We start from the raw sequence: 22,545 nt of genomic DNA on the forward strand, positions 1-22,545 counted from the left end.
GTAGGAGGCGGTTCTATGTCGACTTATAAAGACAAATGGTGGTATTCTACGCCTATGATTTTTGGGTTATCTTTGTTTAGTATTCTAGTTGTGCCGGCGTTATTAGCTTTAGTCTTTTTAATCATTCAAATGGTAAAAAGAAAGGAATTTTACGATTATCTTGCGGAAGATGAATTAATCAGTACACCTATTAAAGAGAAAAGAGAAATCCTTGCAAAATTGGATGAGGAAATTGGAGAAAAGAATGAGGTTTTAGAAAATAAGGAGGGACTTCTTACTAAGTTTAGACAAGAATTTGATGAGGCTACGAGTGCAGAGAAAGAAGAAATTATTGAACATGCTAAACAAGAGGCTAAGCGTATAGCAAGAGATGCTGAAGATTCCCTACAAGAAGTAGTTGAAAAAACGCTGGAGTACAATACAAATATAGAGTCTCTTACTGAGGAGCACGAAAGCCTAGTTCGGGAGGTAAATAGATATAAAAACCAAGCTAGAAAATATAAATCAGAAATTGTTGGCTTGAAGAATTTTGATGAAAGATTTCCCCATACCATTCTATTTGATGATGTAGAAAAGAAAATTGAAGACCTTCAGAGTGAATTATCGGAAGACACAGTTCTTGGCACAGTTCTAAGACTGCATCTTCATTCAGATCACTCTAAAGAACTAAGGAAATTATCGAATGCAACAAATAAAGAAATTAAAAATGTGCTAGCTAAATATGAAGAGCGCTATACAACCAAAGCGAATAAAACAATCTATAATTTAATGATCATTGGGCTTCAAGCAGAATTGCAAATCTTATTATTTCAATTAAAATATAATAAATTGGAAGATTCCATTCAATCTGTAAAGGATATTTTCACTAAATATTTGGCGATTTGCGGTGAAGGTAATCGTAATATTCTCTCAACAATCACAAAGTTTTTAACAGAAATAGAGCCTTTATATTTGGAATTAATTCAAATTGAGTATAAATATTATGTATACAGAGAGCAAGAAAAAGAAGAACAAAGAATGATTAAGGAACAAATGAAGCAGGAAGCAGCAGAAAGAAAGCTTCTTGCTGAGGAACAGAAGAAACTTAATAATGAAGAACGTAAATTTAAAGTGGAAATGGATCGAAATAAAGAATTACTTTCAAAAGAAACGGATGCAGATAAAATTACTCAACTGCAGGATCGCTTGAAAGAATTGGAATTACAAATGATGAATATAGAGGAAAAGAAAGAGGAGATTGCTAGTCTTACACTTGGAAAAGCCGGCTATGTGTATATTATCTCAAATCTTGGCTCTTTCGGTGACAATATGTTCAAAATTGGGATGACAAGAAGAATGGTTCCTCAAGATCGCGTAGATGAGTTAGGTAGCGCGTCCGTACCATTTAAATTTGATGTTCATGCCATGATCTTTAGTGATGATGCCGTAAGTTTAGAGCAAAAATTGCATCAAGAATTAAATGACAGTAGAGTAAATAAAGTCAACTATAGGAAGGAATTCTTTAAAACGGATATGGACTCATTGAAAAACATGGTGGAGGATATTGATCCGACAGCTGAATTTGTGACAACTATGTTGGCGGAGGAATATCGACGAACGCTTGCCATAGATGAATCTGTGGCTGTATAGATGAAACATTGGCATCCCTTGATTCCAGGTTCTGAAACATAAAAAAATAGAGGTTGGCCAAAGGGTTTGAGAGAGGGAACACCATCGTATGTCTTCTAAGTGAAATGATGTACATTAAATATATACTAAACTATAATGGTTACTTTGGTTGAAGGAGATAACAAATGATTGATACTTCGTTCTGGAATAGGGATTTTAAAAGCCAGGCTTCAGGAACACGGGCAAAGTTTTGGTTACTTGAACCTGGAAAGGATTTAGAGCATGCTGCGGAATATCTTTTTAAAATACCAACCAAGGGGACGGGAGGTCATTGGGCTGAATTTGTAGTAAGCAAACTAGGTACGGCGTTAGGATTTCATACAGCTAAAGTGGAGTTAAGGTACTATTTCTAAGAACTTTCGGGCTCCCACAGAAGAATTATATGAAGGCGGAGACTTATTTCTTGCTCGATTTGAGGATTTTGATCGATATTCGTTGAAGCATTACGAGTTGCCTAACATCCTGAAGCTTCTTTCTGAATATACTTTAGATAAGGATTTCATGGTTTTACCGGTTTTTGACGCATTGATTGCTAATAATGATCGATATTGTGATAATTGGGGAGTTCTTGGCGGGTCCAAGCGGTATCGATTGGCGCCCATTTATGATAATGGTTCTTCAATTGGTTTTAATGAATTAGATCTTAAAAAGCAAAAAATGCTGACTGACAATATATGTTAAAGGGATTTTGTAACAGGGGGAGACCTATCATTGGTTTACCTGACAGAAAAAAACTAAGCACTTTGAATTACTGTCCTTTTTAAAGAACAGCCTTCCTAAAGAAATCGCAATAGCTATAGAGAGATTAAATAAGATTGATGAGGGAATGCTATTAATGATCGTCGAAGGAATTTCGAGTGATATTATGAGTGATCTGAACAAGAAATGGCTGATTTGGCAAAATGTTGAGACTCGCCAATGATAGCATGTAGGAGGGTTACTTCATCAAGATGGAATTTATACCTTCTCGTATGAGACGGGTGGGTTTAGAAGAAAGTTAGCCGAAGCAATGGGTAACGGATATCAACGGATATCGCCCTCACTTAGCTTTTCCGGATACAAATAGGGTATATACTTCAAGTAAACTTTTTGGCCCATTTGCTCGTCGATTACCTGATCCAAGAAGGCTGGATTACCAGACAGTTCTTCGGGAGTTAGGTCTTCCAATGGATAGCACTGAAATGGATGTATTGCGTGCAACGGGCGGAATCTTAGCAACAGATTCTTATGAATTTGTTTCTCCTATCTTCGTAGAAGATAATCATTTTGATTTAGATTTCTTTGTCGCGGGATGGCGTTATTATGGCGGTGAATGTGTAATTGATCAATTACGGAAAGGCGATGTGGTAGATTTCTCTTTAGATCCCGAGAATCCTGAAGTTCCCAAAGCAGTTCTAGTTATGTCTGTAAACAGAGAGAAGTTAGGCTACATCCCAGCATTTTACAGTGGATGGATGTTTGAAATTCTTAAAAAGAAATGCAATTACCAAGCAACAATTGAAAGCATTCACCCTCAAGCACTGCCTCATCGTAAGCTCAACATTTCAATTGTTGGGGATATGAATCAATCTGTTAATATTGAAGACGTCTTAAACGATAAGGAACAATTGAGATTGGTAATGTGCTAAGACAAACCATAGGGGTGCGGTATAGAACACAGCAGTGTTTGACTACATGGAAAAATTTAATAAAAGTGATTAGATAGATTGCCAAGATTTCAACGCAATTCGTACTGTATTGAAATCCTGGCAATCCCCATACATTAGAAAAGTAACATTAAGCTGGTAAAGCATAATGATATTCAGAAGTTTCTTTCGTAATTGAAATTCCATATTTCTCAAGCTGTTTATGAATCATTTTGCTGTCCGCTAATCCTTGGCAATAGCTATATTCCAGAAAAATGCCGTGCATGCCATGCCACGCTGATTCTAGTTCGAGGAGAAGATGCTTTTGTTCTTCCGTCGTGAGGGATTGTCTAAGTTGTGGGAAGATACGACTACATTTTTCTTCCGCTGTACGGTATTCCTCGTCGTCTTTAACTTGTGCGCAAATGCGACTTCGTGAACTTGTTTTGCAAAGATGACGTTGATAAACGCTTTTTGAACCACATTGTGATTGTACGGAGAATGATCTTGTTGTTTAGCTGATTCATAGGTATTATGATCCTCATAAATTCGAGTAAGGTAATAGCTTGTTGGATGATTATTTATGTTTGGATGTTCAACCGTTGTATTTTTTACTGTATAGTGGTGTTCGTTTTTCATGAAAACTCCTCCTGTTTAGTGTATTCCTTTATTGCGCTTACATTTCTCTTGCTGAAAATGAGGCATTCCGTATATAATAAGAGTGCAACCTCTCATGAGGGAGCGATGATAGGAATCCGTTTGTCTTGAAAGTTAGGCGGATTCCTATTCTATTTTTCTTCTATATTGTATACGTTTGCTGTTTTCTGTGATCTGATCTCCATATACACATCTCAGCATCAAAGCCTCTACTAACACATTCCTTTATCACCTTTTATCAATACAATTTTTTCCGAATTCTTATTAATCTACTTTCACCTCCCTACATACCATTATACACTTTTTTGATAGTGTTTACAAACGTACGTTTGTGTTTTTTATACATATCAGCTGAGTTCAACTACCTTGATTTTTTGGAGGGACAGTGCTCTACAGTATGGTGAAAAGACTGGAAAGCTAAGAGGCATTTTCTCAGAGGTGCCAATGACTCAGCTAGAACAGGCTGTTGCAGTAGAAAATATGATCACTGAACTTGAAGACTATTATGTAAATAGCGACTTTGCCGTACTTGTATCCTACCACTTAGATCCAAGTTATTTAAACGGGAAAAATGAGGAAGAGTATGGTGGTTGGACATTTGGCTACAAAGTGCCCAATCAACCTAAGGTCCTTATTCGTCATTTTGAAGGAGAAGTTCCATAGCTGTTATTGTTTGTTCGTCAAACAACGACTTGTATACGGCTTTTTTGAAACCTATTTAAAATTAGAGGTAGAAGAGGAGGAAAAACTGATGGAAGAAATTCAAAAGCTACCAGATGCCGAAAAAATTATGGAGTTGCCTATTTCGTATGAAGAAAGAGGGAAGATAATTGGTAGGCAGGAAGGGAAACAAGAAGGAAAGCGTGAAGGGAAAAAGGAAGGAAAGCAAGAAGGAAAACAAGAAGTAGCCTTACAAATGTTAAAAAAAGATCTTTCTTTTGATTTAATCGTTGAGCTTACCCAGTTAGATCGGCGAGAGATTGAAAGGCTTCAGAAGCTGATTTAGATCATTATGGATTTTCTTTGACGCAAAAGTGGAGAGAAGGAAACAATGGAAATGTAAGTTTAAGAAGTTTAAATCTTCATCAGTGAGAATCTAGCAAACCAAGTTGTCCCGGTAAAATAACAGTCAATCGTTATTTTACCGGGATTTTTTCTCAGAGTGTATGGTGCTAAGGAAGGATTTGTTGTAAAGATTGGTGTACGGTCTTATAAGTCTGTAGTATTTCAATCTGACTGTTCTAAATATATAGCCGAATTAACAGGATTTCCCTTACTTTTGTCGAAAATAACTACAGAAATGTGTAATGGGTTTTCAACAAAGAAAAGGGGGTTAGTAGTTTGAAACACCGTTGGTTTCGCTTTGATTATAAGAAAAATAAGCATCATTCCATGAATTATCATTCACATCGTGAATTTGAAATTTTTTATTTTCATGAAGGGAAAGCGAAAATCATTATTCAACATCGTATTTTTGATTTACAACCTGGCGACATTGTATTACTAAATGGGTTAACGCCACATCATACATGTACGATGCCACCCCATCCTTATGTACGAACAACAGTAGAATTCTTACCAGAATTTATTGCCTTGATCTTAAAATCTATGAAATCGATCGAATTATTTGATATATTTTCAGTGTTGAATAATTCGATTATTCGAATGAAAGACCAAGCAGATTTAGTATATTTTCAGGATTGTATTGCAAGGCTAAATCATTTGATAAGCCGTAGAGATAACAATCAACTTAACCATTCACTTGTCGAAGGGCAAGTGAAAAATACGATTATCGATCTTTTATTTGAAATCAATCATTTAGCCCGAACACCGCTTGCTGAAATTATATTAAACAAAAGTGAGAAGGATACATTAATGGAAAAAATGATAGCATGGATTACGAAAAATCATATGGAGCAGCTAACATTGGATCACTTGTCCAAAGAGTTCCATATATCGAAACGGCATATTACCCAGCTATTTAGAGATATTTTAGGAATAACTGTTATGGAATATGTTATGCGCTGCCGAATTGATCATGCGAAAATTTTGCTTGAAATAGAACCAAATAAACAGATATCTGATATTGCATTAGATGTTGGGTTTAAAAATAGTGCTCACTTTAGTCGCTACTTTAGCGAAAAAACGGGAGTACCCCCATCTCAGTTCAGACGTGAAAGAATCTCTCCACAATATAACAATTAATATATTAGATTACTTCCTTTATAGACAAATACTTGTTTCATCCTCTCCATTACAGACAAGAAGTTATCGGAATATTATAATATAATAATAGTGATACAGAAACATACAAAAAGTCGATTAAAAATAAAAGGGGGAGAATAACGGTTGAAAAGAGAGCGCTTTCTTGTTATTTTAGGTCTTTTATTAAGTATAATGCTATTAGCTGCCTGTTCTAATTCTTCGGAACCAGGAAGCTCGAATAACACAGATAATACAAGTGAAAATCATTCGTCAGATGATGGAAATAATGCAGAGGATGATCCAAAAGAAGATATCACGATGCGTTTCTGGTATCCAGGTGAGCCTGAAGAAGTTGAAAAACGTTTGAAAGAAGTTTTCCCACATATTACTTTTGAATGGGAGAATATCCAAGTAGTAAATGCGTATAAGGAGACCATTGAAGAGGAAATTTCAAAACAAAAACTTCCAGATATTATGGTCTTAACAGACTATAGTTTAAGTATTTTAAAAGGATACGAAATGCTGTTTGATTTAACGTCATTAATTGAAAAACATCAATTAGATATGAGTGATTGGCCGGAATATCGAATAAAAGCAATGCATGCACATAAACCTGATGATGATGGAATTTACTCCTTACCTGGTCAGTTAACATACCACGGCTTGGCATATAATAAGGATGTATTCGATAAGTTCAGTGTACCCTATCCGACAGATGATATGACATGGGAAGAAGTTATTGATCTTGCTCGTAAAGTAACAGGTGAACGAGATGGAACACAGTACCGTGGATTAGACATTGCGTTAGATCCGCAAATGGTAGGGATGCTTGATGATTGGCTTGTTGATGCAGATGATGAAGTGCATTTTGAAAATCGTGAAGATGTGAAAAAGGTCCTCTCTTTAATAGAAGAAGTTGCGTCTATTCCTGGGAATATCCCAGATAATGGGAAAGAGGACTTCTTTGACCCATGGAGCTATGGGATATATAATGAGCGAAATGTGGCAATGGCACTTCATGCACGTTATATTGCTCAAGGATTAGCAGAGTCGGCTGAGGAAAGCGATATTAACTTTGACTTTGTAAGCTGGCCACTTTTAGATGAAAATAACCCAACTCAACCGTATACGGACGGTACTTTCTATGCCATTTCACCATATTCAGAATATCCTGATGAGGCATTTAAAGCGATTGAATATTTAATTTCAGATGAATGGATTCAAAACACCGATCCACTTGATTACAATATGGACATCCTTAAGGACAAGAATATGGAAGCCTTTACACGTCATCCATTAAATGTTCCTGAAAATAGAGCTTCTGAACATCAAGTAACGGGTAGATGGTTATTTGGTAAGAGTGCTAATAGGATTATCTATGAGGGTGTTGATATAAACACCGCAATTCGAGAGGCTCAAGAAGAGGCTGAAACATTGATTAAAGAGGCAAAAGGTTCTGATTAAGAAAGCATTGGCGTATTTTACGCCAAAAAAGTGCACCTCAATTGTTAAATTGAGGTGCACTGGGTGTTTAATATGGAAACTGTCTAGCACAAAAGGCTTAAATGTCCTCTTTCCCGGCTATTCCATTGATTGAATAGCTAACAGACATATCCACATTTAAGGAATGGGCAACGGAACAATATTTATCCTTTGATAATTGAATGGCCCGTGCGACCTTACTGTCAGATAATTCGCCTTCTAAGGAGTAATGGATATGAATATGGGTATAACGTTTTGGTATTTCTTCTGCACGATCGCCGTTTACATCCATACTAAATGAAGTTGGTTCTATGCGCATTTTTTTCAGAATGGAAATGATATCAATTCCCGTACAGCCTGCTACAGAGAACAAAAGCAGTTCCATCGGTCTAGCCCCTGAATTTTGGCCACCTATTTCTTCGGCAGCATCCAAGCGGATTTCATGTCCTGAAGCAGTTTGACCAGAAAAGGCCATATTGCCTTGCCAATTTATTGTCGACTTCATCGTTTTCTCCTTTCAGTTTTTCCTTGATAGTTTAGTTTTCCTATTGGGAAGTCTTTTGATTCGGATCAATTGCGTTTTTCGCTTCCCACTTATCTAACATTACCGCATTTGCCGTATTTCCTACAACATTTAACAATGTTCTAAAACCATCAGTTAGACGGTCAACACCAGCAACAAGTGCAATACCTGCAAGTGGAAGGTCGGCAGCAGTCAACACAGTCGACATCATGATAATCCCAGCGCCTGGTACACCAGCTGTACTAAATGAAACAACGAGGGCGCTAATAATAATCGCAACAATTTGCGTAGCCGTTAATTGGACATCAAATAACTGTGCTACAAACAACGCGTTAAAAGTTTGCAAAATACAGGCACCGTCACGTTTTAAAGCTGTTCCTAAAGGAATAGCAAAACCTGCAATCTCTTCTTGCATTTTAAATGAAGTTTTTCCATTATCGATGGCGACGGGTAATGCTGCATTCGAACTGGCGGTACCAAAGGCGATGCCAAATGTTGGTTGAAAACTTTTCCAAAAACGGATGGGTGAGATCTTTATTAGACTCAAGATTAAGGCATAGGCGATGATCATAACAACGATGGCGATAATTAATCCTAGGATATACATAAGTAATTTTTGCACGATATCAAAGCCTTGGGTTGCAATAACCGAACTAATTAACGCAAAAACCCCTATTGGTGAAAACTTCAGGGCAATTAAAGTGATTTTTTCTACAACTCCATGGAAGCTCTCAATAAATGAGAGAAACGGTTTGGATCGATCGCCAGCCATCCGAATTCCAATCACAAAGAGAATCGCTGTAAAAATAATTTGCAACAAATTCCCAGTTGCAAAAGCTGCGAACGGATTGGTAGGGATAATCGAAACGAGCCAATCAATAATACTTTGTCCTTCCGCTGCCTCTTGAGCTGCTACATCACCTAAATCACCAACTGATTTTCCAGGTTTTAAGATGTAGGCAGTCACAAAACCAATAACAAGTGCAAGAATGTTGGTAATAATATATAAAAATATGATTTTCCACGTCAATCGGCCTACTTTTTCCGAATTGCCAATACTGGAAAACCCAACAATCAATGATGTAAATACGATTGGTACAACAACAAATTGAATAACATTTAAAAAGGCCGTGCCTACTGGCGACAGCACATATTGATCAAGTTTTGGTACAATTTGTGGGAAAAAGAGATTTATAATAACGCCAAAAATAATTCCCAAAACCAAACCAGCTGTGATTTTCGTTGATAATTTCATCTTCGTTCCTCCATAATTCCTATCAAAAAGATAGGATTAATATATTAAATTCTAATAGACTTGTCAAGTATAACCGCTAAACCAAATTCTGAGCATTTTGTCCGTGACATTTTCTATATACAACAAGATGTTAAATTCAGACATCTGTAAACTTCCTACTAACACATAGAAATAAGTACACTACGAAAATGGCTTTTCTTCTTCTTGTCCACGATTCGTTGCAACGAATCGTTCATTGTTAATGGGGATAGCCCCTTCAAAATGGGCTTTTTCAGCTTTTAAATGGGCTTCTTCAGTGCGTAATGGGTTTGCATAGGGAAAAAATGGGCTTCTTTTGCGTATAATGGGCTCCTAGATAAATAAATGGGTTTTTCCGGAAAAGAATGGGTTTCCGAGAGGAAAATGGGCTTCTTCAATGCGTAATGGGTTTACATAGGGAAAAATGGGCTTCTTCTGTGTATAATGGGTCTCGAGTCAAATGAATGGGTTTCCACCAAGAAGAATGGGCTCCAAGATAAATAAATGGGTTTCTCCATATATGAAAAGTATTTTCCTTTTCGAATGGCTCCTCAACTTTTACAAAAAATTTAGCATAATAAAAGAGCTTTGGTGAGATAAATCACATTCATTTATCTCTAGATAGGTTATGGTAAACTATAACTGTATAAGGAGGAGTAGAAGTGACAGAACCCCGTTTACAAACGTTATATAACCAAATTGGTGCAGATACGATCGATCGATTAGTGCAGACCTTTTATCCAAAGGTTTATGCGAATCCTGTAATTAGTCCGCTTTTCGAAGGGGACATGGAGGAAATTATGGAGAAACAGCGGATGTTTCTAACTCAGTTTCTTGGTGGACCTCCTTTATATAGTCAAGTCTATGGGCCGCCTGCGATGAGGAGACGACATCTCCCATTTGAAATTACCCCAATCCGTGCTGAAAATTGGTTACTATGTATGAAAGAAGCTTTTGATGAAGTGGGATTAAGTGATCATCCAGCAGGGGAGTTTTTCTTTCAGCGTCTTACACAGGTGGCAGCCATTATGGTAAATAGTGAAGGAACAGAGCATTCTCAGGAGTAAAGGAAGAATCTTAATATTTGTAAGGGAAGAGGAGTACTAATTGAATACCGTTTATACAATACTTGTTTTTATACATATCTTCTCAGCGATTCTTGGAATGGGACCTGGTTTTGTCTTGAGTTTCATTCCAAAATCAGCCAAGACGATGACAGAACTGCGCCATGCTTATAAGATAAAACATCACTTGCATATTTTAGTCATGATTGGTGGTACATTATTGCTTATTACTGGTTTACTTATGGGGATGATGCATCCCTATCTTTTTCAGATGGGCTGGTATATTGTAAGCCTGATCTTGTTTTTTATTGCCCTTGCGATGGGACCATTCGTTTTAAAACCCTTTGCGATTCCTGTAAAAGAAATTGTCAACCAGCATCAAGGAGAAGAAATACCAAAAGAATACTTTCGCTTATCTAAGAAGCTCAACCGCTATGAAAATTTCGAAAATCTACTCTTTTTGATCATTATTGCCTTGATGATCGTAAAACCCTTTTAACGCTCCTTTTTGGGGCGCTATTTTTTTGAAGAAAAACGGATTTGACTCCATCTGAAAAGAATAGATTAAGAACCAAGAAGGAAAAGTTCACTCTATTGGTGAAATGATACATTATGAAACTTCATCAGTGGTTTTTTTCTTAACCCCACTGATGGAAGAAGATCAAAGGCTAAATTCGAAACGCCTTTGTGATCAACATCCTTTTGGCCAGAATCGGGCTTTTACTGGCTGGTCATCCTCCCTAATTTTTTAGTGGGGGCATACAGCCAGTTAATGAGGGATAAAAAAGGAGAGCAAAAGAGATGGATAAAAGCTTAACGTTTCGAGATGATGGTACATTTATGATTGTCCAATTTACCGATGTAGAGTTTATTGATGAATTTGATTATGATCCTGATTCACCTCAGATGGATAAGGAAACACGAAGCTTAATGGAGATGGTGATTCGCGAGGAACGCCCTGATCTAATTGTCTTCACGGGGGATCTCATTGCGAGTGCAAGAACAAAAGACCCCATCCAATCATTCCGCCGTGCAGTCGCGGTCGCGGAGGATTATCAAGTTCCGTGGGCCGCTGTTTTTGGAAACCATGATTCAGAAGGAAGTGCGACAAGGAAGCAACTACATAAGGTTCAATTGGAGCATGAATACTGCGTGGCTAAGGAGGATCCGCCAGGTATAAGTGGGGCGGGAAACTATGCATTGACGATTATGAACGATCAACAAGAAGTAGCCTCTGCATTATATTTTTTGGATAGTGGTGATTATTCTCGATTTGGTGGATATGATTGGATTCGAAGAGATCAGATTAACTGGTATGTTGAAACATCTCAGGCTTTTACAGAAAAAAATGGGGGGAACCCTTTACCAGCGCTTGCCTTTTTCCATATACCATTACCGGAATACAATGAAGCTTGGGAGAATCAAGTTTGTTACGGCCATCGATTGGATGGAAAATGTCACACACCCATGGTGAATTCAGGATTTTTTTCAGCTATGGTAGAAATGGGGGATGTGATGGGGACGTTCGTTGGTCATGATCATGCAAATGATTTTTGTAGTACACTCCATGGAATCCAGCTCTGTTATGGCCGGGCAACGAAGTATGTGAGTTACATTGACAATGAACGAAATGACTATTTTCCAACTGGTGCACGTGTGATCCAATTGAAGGCAGGGAAACATGAATTTGATACGTGGATACGTGAAAATGATGGATCTGTCGTCCATGAGCAACCAGTACATGATCCAGAAAAAGGGTACAAATGAACTATCAGCCTTTTATAAGGTTCGTCTTAAAAATCCCCTTTTTTGGTCGATATATTTAATATATAAATCAAGTTCCGGGTAAATGAAAGGAGGTATGAGATTGGATATTGCTGGTCTATCAATGGCATTAAATCAGACACAGCTTAAGCAACAGGCGTCCGTTTTGGTGACAAAAAAGACGATGGAAATGATGGGACAACAAGGAGAAGCATTGAAAACATTGTTACAATCATCAAATGTTTCGGCGATTCAGCATGCTGCTCAACCTCATTTAGGTGGGAATATTGACCTTACAAGTTGAAAACTATTTTAAAAAATCGAGGAAATTAGTAGTTTATCTACTAGTCTCCTCGATTTTTTTACAGATAGGGATAATGGATATCCATTGAAAAGGAAAGACACTTGTCGTATGATGTTTATTGTTGGAAAAATATGTATATTGAAAGATTGTTTGTTCGAACATATGGACATAGGGGTGAAACATGACATTGCAAGAGCGATCAAGATTTGATGTATTACAATCACAATTTAAAGTCGATGATTTAGGAATTCCGTCAAAAAAACAAGAATCATTGGATAGAATGTTTCATTTTTTATATGAATATTCAGATCTTCTATATTTATCATTTATTCGTGAGGAAGTACTTATTCAATATTTACATTATCATGCAAAAAAACATTTCAAAATCCTTCCATTTTGCGAAGTCGTCAAAGATATTAAATTTTTTACTTGGTTTTTAAAAAATAGAAAAGAAATTAATTGTGTTGTGAATTTGGATCTTACTTTGCTTCATGTCGACTTATGGAAAGAATTATAACCACTATACAAAGTTGATGGCTGAGCTCATACTTTTCTTTTGATAAAACTTCATCATGCCAACAACAATATACCACTCTAAGAAAGGCCATCTTTTCTTTGCTCAAATCCATTACATATCCTATTGTTTAATGGGGATGGCCGAATACTCCCCTTATTATTTTCCATGTCATCATTAAGTTGGAAGCAACTGGAATTCATCGCCAGTTGTTTTTCTTCGAATTCATCCTCAATTTCTCTTGTTGAAAAAGCATAATGACTAAAATAAATGTTACAAATATAGAAGGGGGAAGAATATGTTAGCTAGAAAAATAATAACGGCGACAATATCCGGGACTTTATTTGCCTTATTATTAGGGTTTATTTTTCCCAATCCCTTTGGGGACACAGGGCAAAATTATTTTTACACCGCAATTACGGTTGTAAATGTGTATTTAATGTATAGCTTTCCTGTTATTTTGTTCTATGGCGTGCTTACTTCTATTGCCAGTGATAAGATAGCGGAGTTCCTAACAAAAAAGGATGGAAACATTAAGAAGGAAATTTTGATTTCAGGCGTTTTCCACGTTGTCTTTGGGCTTGTTCTTCTGCCATTTAGTTTAGGGGCTGCGCTTCTGTTTTTTGTTATTGATAGACTGTTGCAAAAACGAAAGAACACCTTCCATTGGTTGCAAGCCCTAAAATGCTTAGCTATACCAGTTTTTGTTTGGATTGCTTTACTTGGATTAGATTGGATCAATCACATTATTACCGAGTTAACCACTTGATATTTCAAGAGTAAAATATTTCCAAGAAGCATATTATCCAATAGGAATGAATGAAGTTTGTTGTGGTATAGAAAGAATACGGAAGAAGAAAGGAGAGGTGCATGCTGTTTAAAAAATGATAAGAGGGAGAGGATAGCGCTGATGCGGGTGGAGTGTTTCTCTTAGAAGGAGCAATTTAGTCAGAAGATGATGGGGAGAAGGAATTACGATTCAGATTGAAGCAAAGAAAGGCAATGAAATACTGATTTACGTTGAATTGAAAACGATTTCCTTGAACGCTGACAGCAGAAACGATTACAAACACGGAATCATAAAAAATTACTTATAGGATCACGGTTATAGGAGAATCTATGAATGTGAGGAGGTTATGGATGTGATGAAATTTCTGCAAAACCTTGGACGATCCCTGATGTTGCCAGTGGCTGTTTTGCCGGCAGCCGCCGTTTTAATGGGGATTGGTTTCTGGATCGATCCTACCGGGGGAGCTGAAAATGTCGCTGCTGCCTTTTTGGTAAAAGCAGGAGGATCCATTATTGATAATATTCCCATTCTTTTTGCTGTTGGTGTGGCGTTAGGAATGTCAAAAGAAAGGGATGGTTCTGCTGCATTAAGTGGTTTGGTTGCGTTTCTTGTTGTGACAACCTTACTATCTCCAGAAGCGGTTGCATTGTTCCAGGGGATAGAAGAAGAGGCTGTCGATCCTGCTTTTGAAAAAATCGGAAATGCCTTTATTGGAATTCTTTCAGGGATTGTGGCTTCTCTAATGTATAATCGTTTTAGTCAGGTGAAGTTACCTGATGCCCTCGCTTTTTTTAGTGGAAAGCGATCTGTTCCGATTATGACCTCTGTTGCGATGCTAATCGCCGCGGTTGCATTGTTTTTCATCTGGCCGGTCGTCTATTCATGGCTAGTTACTTTCGGAACCGCCATTAGTAAGTTAGGATTTGTCGGTGCCGGTTTATATGGATTTTTCAATCGATTATTAATTCCAACTGGACTTCACCATGCGTTGAACGCCGTTTTCTGGTTCGATACCATCGGGATTGACGATATCGGTAAATTCAGAGATGGCACAGGGATTAAAGGGATTACTGGCATGTATCAGGCTGGATTTTTCCCAATTATGATGTTTGGCCTGCCGGCCGCTGCACTTGCCATGTATCATACAGCTAAATCAAAGAGAAAGAAACAAGCCGCTTCACTTATGCTGGCCGCTGGTTTTGCTTCATTTTTTACCGGGGTTTCGGAACCGCTTGAATTTTCATTTATGTTTTTAGCGCCAGCCCTTTATGTGGTCCATGCGGTCTTAACAGGATTATCCCTCGGAATTGCGTCCTTTTTCCATTGGACATCAGGTTTTGGTTTCAGTGCCGGATTTGTTGATTATGTCTTAAGCTTACGGATTCCGCTCGCCAATCAGCCATATATGTTGCTGCTACAGGGATTGGTTTTCGGAGTGATCTACTATTTCCTATTCCGCTTCTTAATCCTCAAATTTAATTTGAAAACACCGGGAAGAGAAGAAGAAACAGCAGATTCCTCTCAAGAAGAAACGGATTCTAGAAAAGGAGAGGACCGATTTTCCAAAATGGCCACTGTGATTTATGCTGGGCTTGGTGGAGATGAAAACGTGACAGCTGTTGAAAACTGTACGACTCGTTTACGTGTTGAAGTAAAAGATATGGATGCTGTCGATCAAGCCAAAATAAAATCAACTGGTGTCCCTGGCATCAATGTAGTTGGGCCTCATAATATTCAGGTTATCGTCGGAACCCAGGTGCAATTTGTTGCAGATGAGGTAGAAAAACTTCGAAAAAAAGATTAGCCCGTGAACATGAATAATGAAAGACTACCCTCTTTTGAACTTTTGAAGAGGGTAGTTTTTTTATTGTTAATTAAACTATAAAATTTTTGGCTTGTGGATAAGTTGTAATTTTGAGTTTTGTCATCCAGCTCCAGCGCCCAGCGACTAGCAAACTTTCAGCTTCTTCCTACGATAAGTCAACATCGGCTCATGCTTCGCCGTGTATCCTTTATCTCAGGCCTACAGGATGTAGGTCAGAACAGCGTTGCGCCAGGACGGCGCGTTTTTAGCTGTTCATCCTTACTATGAAAGTTTGTACGTCGCTAAACGGGCGCTTGCGCTTTTGTTCTTGTTAAGGAAACTATAAAATTGTCGCTTGTGGATAACTGTTTACCTTGTGGTTGGTGTCTAGCTCCAGGCGCCATCGGCTCGAGGTCAAATAACCTGAGCCAATGAAAGGCAAAGAACGCCTTTCTTTGTCTCAGAACATTTGCTTGTCGGCGATAGGCGGGCGCCTTGCGCTTTTGTTCTGTATTGCGGAGTCAAAAGTGCGAAAGGACCATAGATGTCTAGAAAATTTGTTTTGAATGATTTACACTTAAAGAAAAGCATGATGAGGTGACAATGTGATTTATCAATTTAAAGTGCAATTGCTTGGGTTTCGCCCTCCAATTTGGCGGCGGTTACAGATAGAGTCCAATATGACTTTTTTAGATTTTCACCAAGTGTTACAACTCGCATTTGAATGGGAAGATTATCATCTACATACGTATCGGATGACAAAATCCAATGGGGAATCCATCAAACCATTGGAAATCGGAGCTGAGGACGAATACGGTCTTTTTTCACCTGCGTACGATGAAGCGGAAACTTTACTTTCAGATTTTTTTATACAGGAGAAAGACCGAGCAGTCTATATCTATGATTTTGGTGACGATTGGATCCATGAAATTATTTTGGAAAAAGTATTGACACCCGAAAAGGGAGTTGCTTATCCTTTTTGTGTCAAGGCAATGAGAGAGGCACCAGAAGAGGATAGTCGAGGAATGTACCTAGATGACGTATCTCCTGAAGAAACCATGAATTCAGAGGCTTTAACGGATCATGTAAATGAGAAATTATCTATCTGTTTTTTAGAGGGGAATCAACCGGAATTTGATTGGTCTCGTTTGCTTATAGCAGCAAAAGAATTTAATAAATTAGCCCCTTGGACGGTAGTAGAGGGCGATGATATCTATATTATTACGGACCCGATCACAAAGGATCAGGTGTTTTGCAGTGTGCTTGGAAATGCTAATGAGTTGTATGGGCTTGCCATTTATATAGGGAAAGAAGGCTTTGAATCTTTATTGCAAATCTTGAATCAATCAAATGAAAGTGCATTTGAACTTTCTCAGAAACAAAAAGCTGTGTTAGTTTCATTTGTGAATCGGGATGAACTTGAAAAGGCGGATTATGAGCTAATAAAAGAAGCCAATATGTCTTTTAGAGGGAAACATCAGTGGCCCGAATTCCGTAGTTATCAGCCAGGTTTCTTTCCATGGATGATTAATCAAGAGGAAGCGAGACTGCTTTTATTAGCGCTAGAGCAATTACCTTATTTAGTTGAGGGTATAAAAGAACAACCTCCTCATTTAGAGGAAACAGCACAAGGAGCTTGGTTAGCAAGGATCCCAAAGGAAAATTCACAAGGTGAAATACAATGGACCTCCGGATATGTGACTTCCTCTATCTTTAACTGGGATGCTACTAGTGAGGAGGAATACCCATCTTATCTTTCAGAGTTGGAAGTTAAACGTTTATCCAAGTATAAACAAGATCAGGGAACCGTCGAATTTGATTTCTTTCCTGTCAATATGCCGATTCAGGAGCAGGAAGGAGAGCGTCCGTATTTTCCAAATTTATGTGTGGCGATTGATCAAGAAAGTGGTATGGTTTTATTTCAAGAAATGCAAGCCGGTGGAGACATGGTGGAGCAATGCCAACGGGCCTTTTTAAAATTTTTACAAAATCGCGATACAGTTCCGAGTAAAATCTTTGTTTCAGAGACCATTTACGAGATGTTACTTCCATTGAAATTCCGCTATGCATCAAATCTTATAGAAAGTGAAGAATTATCTAGTGTGGACGAATTTAAACGCATGCTAGAACAAATGCAACATTAGAAAAGGGCAATTCAATCGATTTGTTCAATGATTGAATTGCCCTTACCATTTTATGCAGGATCAAGATAATCTGTAATGGCTTTTCGATGACTGCCGACCATATTATCTGGTAATTGATGCAGAGGAAAAAACTTTATCTGCAGGGATTCGTCATCATGAATCTGCGGTTTTCCTTGAATAATATCCTTTGTCATATACACAATGGTCACGACATAAAATTCATCGCCATTTTGAGCTTTGACATAATGATTTTTCCCGGAGGAAACGTTGATTAAATCTAGTTTCCCAATTGTGAGTCCTGTTTCCTCCCAAACCTCTCTCCGTGCACAATCTTCCGTAGATTCGCCTAATTCCATTAACCCGCCAGGCAATCCCCAAATCCCATATGGGTATTTTCGCTGCTGTAAAAGAACATTATTTTGTTTATCCAACACAATCACAACAGAGCCTGGGAGTATTAATGGTCTATGCCCTACGAGTTTTCTTAAATCCTCGACATACCCCATATCTATTTCATTCCTTTCGAACCATTAACCTTATTCTTATTATATCGCTTCTGTCGCCAACTTTCCTTAGGTGTATAGCTGATTCTTGAATAAAGCGAAGACCAAGCTGTTTATTTTCCATACAAACTTGGGAAGTTAGACGAATAATAGGACAAACGAGAAAAGAATAAAGCCACTGTTCATAAATCAATTCATAAAGGGAATCATATTCATATCAACCAATGAGTGGAGTGATTTTTTGAAAAAGCAACTGATATTTGTTCTTATTGCGTTTGTTGTTATCCTTTCCGTTTTCACCACGGCTGCTGCAGCTGAGCAAGGAAAGACCATTTTAGAATACAAGCATGATGTGACAGGCGATGGAAAAATGGATGATATTATTGTCTATGGCATTCCATTTAAAGAAGACTCACCATATTACAAGAAAATCTGGACAGAAATAACAACGTCTGATGGGAAGAAGTTAAAAATTGATTATGAAGGAGGTGGCTATGAGCCAAAGCTTGATTTTGCAGACTTAAACCATGATGGAGTCGATGATATTTTATATTCTAGCGCAACTGGGGGAAGTGGCGGTCTTTATAATTATGCTCTGCATACGGCTAAAGGAGGAGAGATAAAAGAAATTCCTCTTCCAACTCCGCTCGCGATCCAAGGCCATTTTGACCAAGATTTTGTCGCTGTGATCGAGGTTCCAGGATTAGGAAAACCGATTATTCTCGATTTATGGGATCGAAGAAAGGATTATATTTCGATTGGATTATATCAAAAAAATGGACAGCTGAATGAACCAACAGAATTAATGATTGATCCTATCGCCTTTTTTGAAGTGGTGAAAATAAAAGGAAAAGCCGGCTATGGATTGAAAGGGTATCGACAAATTAGTGGTGCCTATCATGCGGATCAACTTGGAGTCGTCGAAACAGATTGGTATTTTGAAAATGGTGAATGGCAGCCTGTCCATATCGAATGGAAACCGTCCGGAAAATCAAATACGAGAAAAAAGCGCTGATCAAAGAAGCTGGGACAAAAGTGTTTTCACCAGAGAAAAAACGAACTAGAATGGTGCGTATACTCGCTCCAGAAATATACTTCGCTTTCTGCGGGCGAGTGGTAAGCCTCCTCAGGCGGAGGCTTACCTAACTCTCACTTCCCGCAGGTTCGTTTTTGGAGTTTAACATTTTAGTTATGTCCCAGCCTATTTCTTAATTGCTATTACATTCTATTTTCTCAGGTCAAGCCATTGAATTTCGTCTTCTGTTAGGCGGATATCTGCAGCCTGCCGACAAGAAACCATTTCTTGCTTGTTTTGTGGTCCAATAATAGCGGCTGTCGGGAATGCTTGATTTAATACATAAGCTAAGCTGATTTGAATTGTTTCCACACCTTTTTCCTTTGCGAGCTGTTCAGCCCGGCGATAACGCTCCCAATTTTCATCATTATAGAAAACACGGACTAAATCTTCATTTGAGCGGTCTTCTGGTGTAAAACGTCCAGTGAAAAATCCACGTGCCTGTGAAGACCATGAAAATAGTGGCATATGGTTATTTTCGTGCCAAGACATAATTGGATCATCGACAGAAACACAGCCAGCCCAATAAGGTTCCTGCGCTTTAGCTAAACTAAGATTAGGACTACTGTAGCTAAAGCCAATTAACCCATGTTTTTCAGCATAATCATTCGCTTCTTGTAAACGTTCAAAAGACCAGTTCGATCCACCGAATGCACCAATACGACCTGCTTCTACATGCTCGTTAAGAATTTCTAAGATCTCCCCAACGGGTACATTTGGGTCATCACGATGGAGGGCATATAATTCCACATAATCTGTACGCAATCTCTCTAAACTAATTTTTAATTCATTATCAATAGCTTGTTTATTAATTTGTGGTCCTTTCGCATTAGGGTGACCACCCTTTGTTAGAATGATGACATCATCGCGACGTTTATTATCTTCCATCCAAATGCCAATCGCTTCTTCACTTCTTCCACCGGCATAGATAAAAGCGGTGTCAATTGTGTTGCCACCGATTTCAAGATAGTCATTTAAAACTTCAGTAACTTTTTCCATTTTATCGGGTGTAAAATAATCCGATCCCATTACTAGACTAGATATTTCTTTTTCAATTCCTTTGACACGAATATTTTTCATAAAGCTGTCTCCCTTTCTATTAAAAAGTCAATCTGTCACTTTTTCAGCGTAATTTAGTACAGTCTTACCAGATTTTATTCCCTTGATAAGATTTTATACCAAAGGCAATTGTTTTTTCACATCCTCTTTACCGCTTTATGTAAATGGTTGGGAGGTGGAATGTAAACGGCATCAATTTCTAGAACTTACAATTACTACGACTTCATTCAGAATAAGCCGTTCTTATAACTCCCAAACGTTCTTTTTTCAAAATCAACTCCTTTGCTATTTTTAATGTTTAGTATAGCACATCATCTATTGAGTAACAGTAGAGAAGTGCGTGTTTTCTGAAATTCTCTTTAAATTTAATAGAAGAATGTGTGGAATTTGTCGAAATTTTACCGATATAAGAAAAGAAGTACAGATTCACAAGGACGTGTTTATAATGGACTTAACCCCGAGTAACTCTTCTAATAATCGTATCAGTAAGTTTGTTGCTCCTCATTCATTAATGGGGTTGTATCCCTACGATGACTTCTTGATGCTAGCCGATGATTTTGGGAAAGCTTTTAAAGCTAAAGAAAAAGCTTATTTTATTTATCTCCAACTAGATCAGTTTCCTGAAATAAGGAATGTTCTCGGGGACAAATATACTGAACATGTATTAGCCATTACGGGAGAGCGTTTGCAAAAGGCTATGAATAATCGAGGCTTTGCTACCCACATAGAAGATGGCTTTTTTGGTTTGTTTCTGTTAGACCGATGTTTAGAAAAACCAATAAAGCTCTTAATGGATGAAATAATAGAGGTTTTAGGCTTATCGATTTTTGCTTATGATCAGGAAATTTTTGTTACCTGTAGTTATGGAGTCAGTGTCTTTCCTAAGCATGGGAATACGTCAAAAGATTGCCTAACGAAAGCAAAGGCGGCTTTAAATCAAAAGAATACAATGGTCGTTCGTGATTTGCGGGTGGAATATAACGACAAAATAACGCGAAAAATGAGAGACGATTTTCGCACAGAAATGAGTCTAAGAAAAGGGCTTGAACAAGAGCAATTCGAATTATTTTATCAGCCGCAAGTAGATGCGATGTCTGGAGAATTAATTGGTTTAGAGGGATTAATTCGCTGGCAGCACCCCGAGGAAGGAGTGAAGATGCCAGGAACCTTTATTGAACTAGCGGAGGCTACTGGACTTATTTTTCCACTTGGGGAGTGGGTAATTGAGCAAGCATTTAGACGGTTAGAAATATGGAAAAAACAAGGATGGGAAACATTAACCATTTCCATTAATATTTCATCTAGACATTTTTTGGATCCATCTCTCCAGCATTTTCTAGCAGCTCGTTTGCAAAAGTATGATGTGAATGCACAGCAATTAATTGTTGAAATTACAGAGGATGTGGCTATCGAAGATTTAGAAAAAGCGAAGCAGCAAATTTTAGCCATCCGGGCATATGGATTTCAAGTGAGTATTGATGATTTTGGAACAGGGTTCTCTGCCTTCCATTATTTACAGCATTTTCCTGTGCAAGAAATAAAAATTGACCGACAGTTCATTCAAGATATTACTTATAATGATATGAGCGTGAAAATTGCCAAATCAATCATTGAACTTGCCAATATGTTGAAGTTAAAAGTCGTTTGTGAAGGTGTAGAAACAGAGGAGCAATATAAGATTTTACAACAGATCGGCTGTCCGATCTTACAAGGATATTATTTTTCTAAACCGATGCGTTATCAGGATGTATGGGATTGGTGGGAAAATAAAAAAACATAACCTATCCGTCGAAATAAAAAAACAGACGGATAGGTTAATTTTTTTACTTCATTACTGAAGCCATGCTTTTAAATTGATTCATTAATTTATTACGTGATTTTTCATTTCTGAGTAGATAAGCAGCACCAAGGGCAACTGTTGCCATAATCGCTGTGCCTTTCATGAAGGTCACTCCTTTTATGAAAATTTTCCTTCCCTTTTGGTATTCCCATTCACAAATAAATTACCCCAACTACAAAATAAAGTTTTTACCATAAGGTTTATCATCTGGAGAATCTTCATATTTCAACAAAATCCGCCATTTCCCGGGA

The 22,545-nt window shown here is 37.8% G+C and carries 24 protein-coding genes; 18 read left to right on the forward strand and 6 right to left on the reverse strand.

What is annotated here, in order from left to right:
* The first annotated feature begins 15 nt into the window (after positions 1-15).
* The 4 genes from KI375_RS06065 to KI375_RS27310 all read left to right on the forward strand — a co-directional run bounded on the left by KI375_RS06065 (position 16) and on the right by KI375_RS27310 (position 3,296).
* The gene (locus KI375_RS06065; protein WP_212972628.1) at positions 16-1,629 is read left to right on the forward strand and encodes a GIY-YIG nuclease family protein; all 1,614 of its coding nucleotides are present in this window, start codon (positions 16-18) and stop codon (positions 1,627-1,629) included.
* A gap of 164 nt (positions 1,630-1,793) precedes the next feature.
* Complete coding sequence (locus KI375_RS06070; protein WP_212972629.1) at positions 1,794-2,021, forward strand: hypothetical protein; 228 nt, start codon at positions 1,794-1,796, stop codon at positions 2,019-2,021.
* Positions 2,022-2,118: 97 nt separating this feature from the next.
* Positions 2,119-2,349 carry a HipA domain-containing protein gene (locus tag KI375_RS06075; protein ID WP_212972630.1) on the forward strand — a complete coding sequence of 77 codons (231 nt, stop codon included), beginning with the start codon at positions 2,119-2,121 and terminating at the stop codon, positions 2,347-2,349.
* 485 nt (positions 2,350-2,834) lie between these two features.
* Positions 2,835-3,296 carry an HIRAN domain-containing protein gene (locus KI375_RS27310; RefSeq protein ID WP_244852334.1) on the forward strand — a complete coding sequence of 154 codons (462 nt, stop codon included), beginning with the start codon at positions 2,835-2,837 and terminating at the stop codon, positions 3,294-3,296.
* A gap of 148 nt (positions 3,297-3,444) precedes the next feature.
* Here the strand turns inward: KI375_RS27310 and KI375_RS27630 are convergent, their stop codons facing one another.
* Positions 3,445-3,579 (reverse strand): hypothetical protein, encoded by a 135-nt coding sequence (locus KI375_RS27630; RefSeq protein WP_280528627.1) that lies wholly within the window; start codon positions 3,577-3,579, stop codon positions 3,445-3,447.
* 17 nt (positions 3,580-3,596) lie between these two features.
* Positions 3,597-3,932 carry a hypothetical protein gene (locus tag KI375_RS06085; RefSeq protein ID WP_212972631.1) on the reverse strand — a complete coding sequence of 112 codons (336 nt, stop codon included), beginning with the start codon at positions 3,930-3,932 and terminating at the stop codon, positions 3,597-3,599.
* Positions 3,933-4,394: 462 nt separating this feature from the next.
* On the opposite strand from KI375_RS06085, the gene KI375_RS06090 reads away from it, so the two are divergent.
* The 4 genes from KI375_RS06090 (at position 4,395) to KI375_RS06105 (ending at position 7,619) form a co-directional block, all read left to right on the forward strand.
* Positions 4,395-4,613 carry a hypothetical protein gene (locus KI375_RS06090; protein WP_212972632.1) on the forward strand — a complete coding sequence of 73 codons (219 nt, stop codon included), beginning with the start codon at positions 4,395-4,397 and terminating at the stop codon, positions 4,611-4,613.
* Between the two features lie 88 nt (positions 4,614-4,701).
* Positions 4,702-4,956 carry a FliH/SctL family protein gene (locus KI375_RS06095; protein ID WP_212972633.1) on the forward strand — a complete coding sequence of 85 codons (255 nt, stop codon included), beginning with the start codon at positions 4,702-4,704 and terminating at the stop codon, positions 4,954-4,956.
* Positions 4,957-5,291: 335 nt separating this feature from the next.
* A complete protein-coding gene (locus KI375_RS06100; protein WP_212972634.1) occupies positions 5,292-6,155 on the forward strand; it encodes a helix-turn-helix transcriptional regulator in 864 nt (287 codons plus the stop codon).
* A gap of 144 nt (positions 6,156-6,299) precedes the next feature.
* Complete coding sequence (locus KI375_RS06105) at positions 6,300-7,619, forward strand: ABC transporter substrate-binding protein (protein ID WP_212972635.1); 1,320 nt, start codon at positions 6,300-6,302, stop codon at positions 7,617-7,619.
* 97 nt (positions 7,620-7,716) lie between these two features.
* Here KI375_RS06105 and KI375_RS06110 read toward each other — a convergent pair whose 3' ends face one another.
* Positions 7,717-8,142, reverse strand: coding sequence for an OsmC family protein (locus tag KI375_RS06110; RefSeq protein WP_212972636.1), 426 nt, complete (start codon positions 8,140-8,142; stop codon positions 7,717-7,719).
* Positions 8,143-8,182: 40 nt separating this feature from the next.
* Entirely contained in the window at positions 8,183-9,415 is a 1,233-nt protein-coding gene (locus tag KI375_RS06115) for a dicarboxylate/amino acid:cation symporter (protein WP_212972637.1), read from the reverse strand.
* Positions 9,416-10,095: 680 nt separating this feature from the next.
* On the opposite strand from KI375_RS06115, the gene KI375_RS06120 reads away from it, so the two are divergent.
* The 8 genes from KI375_RS06120 (at position 10,096) to KI375_RS06155 (ending at position 17,817) form a co-directional block, all read left to right on the forward strand.
* Positions 10,096-10,500 carry a globin domain-containing protein gene (locus tag KI375_RS06120; RefSeq protein WP_212972638.1) on the forward strand — a complete coding sequence of 135 codons (405 nt, stop codon included), beginning with the start codon at positions 10,096-10,098 and terminating at the stop codon, positions 10,498-10,500.
* A gap of 40 nt (positions 10,501-10,540) precedes the next feature.
* A complete protein-coding gene (locus KI375_RS06125) occupies positions 10,541-10,996 on the forward strand; it encodes a DUF2269 family protein (RefSeq protein ID WP_212972639.1) in 456 nt (151 codons plus the stop codon).
* Positions 10,997-11,298: 302 nt separating this feature from the next.
* On the forward strand, positions 11,299-12,264 hold the full coding sequence (locus tag KI375_RS06130; protein WP_212972640.1) for a metallophosphoesterase family protein: 966 nt from the start codon (positions 11,299-11,301) through the stop codon (positions 12,262-12,264).
* Positions 12,265-12,364: 100 nt separating this feature from the next.
* Positions 12,365-12,565 carry a YjfB family protein gene (locus KI375_RS06135; RefSeq protein ID WP_212972641.1) on the forward strand — a complete coding sequence of 67 codons (201 nt, stop codon included), beginning with the start codon at positions 12,365-12,367 and terminating at the stop codon, positions 12,563-12,565.
* Between the two features lie 181 nt (positions 12,566-12,746).
* A complete protein-coding gene (locus KI375_RS06140) occupies positions 12,747-13,082 on the forward strand; it encodes a hypothetical protein (protein WP_212972642.1) in 336 nt (111 codons plus the stop codon).
* Positions 13,083-13,377: 295 nt separating this feature from the next.
* Positions 13,378-13,848, forward strand: coding sequence for a hypothetical protein (locus tag KI375_RS06145; protein WP_212972643.1), 471 nt, complete (start codon positions 13,378-13,380; stop codon positions 13,846-13,848).
* A 373-nt stretch (positions 13,849-14,221) separates the two neighbouring features.
* The gene (nagE, locus tag KI375_RS06150; RefSeq protein WP_212972644.1) at positions 14,222-15,673 is read left to right on the forward strand and encodes an N-acetylglucosamine-specific PTS transporter subunit IIBC; all 1,452 of its coding nucleotides are present in this window, start codon (positions 14,222-14,224) and stop codon (positions 15,671-15,673) included.
* Positions 15,674-16,278: 605 nt separating this feature from the next.
* Positions 16,279-17,817 carry a plasmid pRiA4b ORF-3 family protein gene (locus KI375_RS06155; RefSeq protein WP_212972645.1) on the forward strand — a complete coding sequence of 513 codons (1,539 nt, stop codon included), beginning with the start codon at positions 16,279-16,281 and terminating at the stop codon, positions 17,815-17,817.
* Between the two features lie 50 nt (positions 17,818-17,867).
* Here KI375_RS06155 and KI375_RS06160 read toward each other — a convergent pair whose 3' ends face one another.
* The gene (locus KI375_RS06160) at positions 17,868-18,323 is read right to left on the reverse strand and encodes an NUDIX hydrolase (protein ID WP_212972646.1); all 456 of its coding nucleotides are present in this window, start codon (positions 18,321-18,323) and stop codon (positions 17,868-17,870) included.
* 238 nt (positions 18,324-18,561) lie between these two features.
* Here KI375_RS06160 and KI375_RS06165 point away from each other — a divergent pair, with 238 nt between their 5' ends.
* A complete protein-coding gene (locus tag KI375_RS06165; RefSeq protein ID WP_212972647.1) occupies positions 18,562-19,335 on the forward strand; it encodes a hypothetical protein in 774 nt (257 codons plus the stop codon).
* Positions 19,336-19,545: 210 nt separating this feature from the next.
* Here the strand turns inward: KI375_RS06165 and KI375_RS06170 are convergent, their stop codons facing one another.
* Positions 19,546-20,475 (reverse strand): aldo/keto reductase, encoded by a 930-nt coding sequence (locus tag KI375_RS06170; RefSeq protein WP_212972648.1) that lies wholly within the window; start codon positions 20,473-20,475, stop codon positions 19,546-19,548.
* A 424-nt stretch (positions 20,476-20,899) separates the two neighbouring features.
* On the opposite strand from KI375_RS06170, the gene KI375_RS06175 reads away from it, so the two are divergent.
* Entirely contained in the window at positions 20,900-22,234 is a 1,335-nt protein-coding gene (locus tag KI375_RS06175) for a putative bifunctional diguanylate cyclase/phosphodiesterase (protein WP_212972649.1), read from the forward strand.
* Positions 22,235-22,545 lie beyond the last annotated feature (311 nt).

The organism is Bacillus sp. J14TS2 (genome assembly GCF_018333015.1).
GTDB lineage: Bacteria > Bacillota > Bacilli > Bacillales > Bacillaceae_C > Lederbergia.